Source organism: Rhodomicrobium udaipurense JA643 (assembly GCF_000636015.1).
Lineage (GTDB): Bacteria > Pseudomonadota > Alphaproteobacteria > Rhizobiales > Rhodomicrobiaceae > Rhodomicrobium > Rhodomicrobium udaipurense.
The window spans coordinates 1-2,371 of the sequence record NZ_JFZJ01000210.1 but is presented as its reverse complement, the minus strand read 5'-3'; the positions used below and the strand labels follow the sequence as shown (position 1 = coordinate 2,371).

General features: G+C 61.4%; 3 protein-coding genes and 1 pseudogene. All 4 read right to left on the bottom strand.

The genetic code is table 11. From position 1 onward, the window contains the following. Positions 1 to 89 precede the first annotated feature (89 nt). The gene (locus tag T281_RS16845) at positions 90 to 623 is read right to left on the bottom strand and encodes an IS5 family transposase (RefSeq protein ID WP_081796882.1); all 534 of its coding nucleotides are present in this window, start codon (positions 621 to 623) and stop codon (positions 90 to 92) included. A gap of 297 nt (positions 624 to 920) precedes the next feature. Continuing rightward, positions 921 to 1,149, bottom strand: a pseudogene (locus T281_RS19680) (efflux transporter periplasmic adaptor subunit); the annotation flags it as partial. A gap of 8 nt (positions 1,150 to 1,157) precedes the next feature. After that, complete coding sequence (locus tag T281_RS18995; RefSeq protein ID WP_245269283.1) at positions 1,158 to 1,445, bottom strand: FUSC family protein; 288 nt, start codon at positions 1,443 to 1,445, stop codon at positions 1,158 to 1,160. Between the two features lie 97 nt (positions 1,446 to 1,542). Then, positions 1,543 to 2,371, bottom strand: an 829-nt coding sequence (locus tag T281_RS16835; RefSeq protein ID WP_037242247.1) for a benzoate/H(+) symporter BenE family transporter, incomplete at its 5' end; no start/stop codon positions are given.

The window sequence follows — 2,371 nt, the reverse complement described above, 5'->3', positions numbered from 1 at the left end:
AGGTCGGCCTTGATTGGCCGACCTCCTCTCTCGCGTGCACAGACGATCCATGAAATGCAATCGATCTGCCTAGAGCCTGACTCAGAAGTTTACGTTGCGGGCTTTGAGCTTGGCTCAGTCAGTCGTTTGAGCATAACGGCGATCATGGCGAGTTTGGCGAAGCCCTCGGCGACGATGGCGAGAGCTTCGTAATGGGCCATCAGGCGGCGGTTGCGCCTGAGCCAGGAGAAGGTGCGCTCGACGACCCAGCGTCGCCGGATGAGTTTGAACCCGCCTTCCTTGTCCGTGCGCTTGACGATCTCCAGCGTAACCTTCTGAGCCGCCAGATCGGTGGCGAGGCGGTCTCCACTGTAGCCGCCGTCCGCAAAGACGTGGCGGACGAAGGGAAAAAGGCGTCGGGTTTTTGTGATAAGCGCCGCAGCGCCATCCCGGTCCTGGACGCTGGCGGGGATGACTTCGATCCCAAGCAGCAATCCTATCGTATCGACAACCGCATTGCGTTTGATGCCTTTGACCTTTTTGCCCGCGTCGTAGCCAACGCGATCCCGGCTCTTCCCCCTTTTTCGGTGGCCTTGACGGCCTGCGTGTCGATGATCGCGGCCGTGGGCGTTCGCGCGGCGCATGGCGCTTGCGCGCTGCCTCGTTCCACATGCCAGCCCCCGCTGTCCGATTCGCCCGAAGGCATGGAATCACGGGGGATCATCAGGACTCAAGAACTTTCCGGTCAGACAAACTAGGATGCGCGCCACGGACTGAATAAGATCGCGCTTCGAGCAATAAGCTGGGATCAATAACGCTTCAGATGCTTGGCAAGAATGGCTTTGCAGAGGAGGGATACTTCGGGATCGTGCAATTTGACCATGCTGCACGGCCAGCTTTCCATAGTTTTGACGCCCCCCAACAAACAGAGACGCATAAGACACCGCGTCAGCCTGCGCCAGCGCCAGTCGGAGCCGCTCCGGATCGATGCGGAAGAGTACATCGCCGCGCTTCACGCGCTTGTTGTCCGTCATGAGCACTTCCGTCATGAGGCCAGGCACATCCGGCGCGACGGCAACGGCATCGGCCCGCACCCGTACGTCGCGCGTCCACGGCGCATCAACGTGTAATACCAGAGCGAGGCTCCGATCAGCAGCGCCGCGCCCTCATCGCAAGGGTCACAAGGAAGCGCAGCAGAAAGGAGCGGACGTCTTCGGTGGCGTGGTTCTTGCGGGTGGGGTCATGATCCAGGTAAGAGGCTGTTTTCGAGCGCGACGACCGCGCCCAGCACAATGAAATAAAGGTAAATGTTGAACAGCGTGGTTGATGGCAAGCCGCGCGGGCTTCGAAACCTGCCGCTGCACGCGGCGCAGTTCCACGATGTTGATGCCGATGCGCACTTCACGCAGCAGTGTGGCCGAAAGTGCGGACTTGTCGGGCGGCTGCTTGGAGAGCCGCGTCGCCAACAGTGCAACGCGGTGAGCATGAGGGCTGCGAGTTCGAACTAGACCGAGAGCCTTCGTGATCGGCGCTACATGGTGTTGCTCCCGTTGCGGTTGCGGATCATCGCGTGGCTGATGTCACGACGACCTTTCCGGAATGTTCGGTTCGGGTCGTCACACGCGGCAGAAGAACAAGCGCTGCCGTAACGCCGACCGCGAGCCCCCAGAAGGCAGAACCGATCCCAAGGAAGGACATGCCGGAGGCCGTCACTAAAAAGGTAAGAACAGCGGGTTCGCGCTCCCGTTCGACGTCCATCGCGCCAGCAAGGCCGTTCATGATCGCGCCAAGCAGAGCGAGGCCCGCCACGGCCGCCACCAGTTCTTTCGGCAACGACGCGAAAAGAGAGGCGAGCGTCGCTCCAAACAGGCCAACGATGATATAAATGACGCCGAGGGCGCCGCCCGCGATGTAACGCTTGCCAGCATCGTGATTGGCTTCCGTGCCAGAGCAGATCGCCGCCGTGATCGCCGCGAGATTGACGCCATGCGAACCGAACGGCGCCATAACGATCGAGAGCGCCGATGTGCTCCAGACGAGCGGCCCCGACGGTGTGCCGTATCCGGAGGCGCGCAACACCGCGACGCCTGTCAGGAACTGTCCCGTCAGCGTCACGAGGGCGAGCGGCACACCGAGCCCGATGATTGCGGCCAGCGAGAATTCCGGCGTGGTCCAGACGGGTCGCGCCAGTTCAATATGGAAGGCGTCGAAATGAAGTTCGCCACCGATCGCGGACAGCCCGACGCCCAGAACCAACACAAGCGCAATGGCATAACGGGGCAGAAGACGTTTCAGCACGACATAAGCGGCGAAGAGTGTGCCGACCAGGACGGGCGAAGCTGGGAAATTCGTGAAGACATCCGTGCCGAACCGGAACAGGATGCCCGCGAGC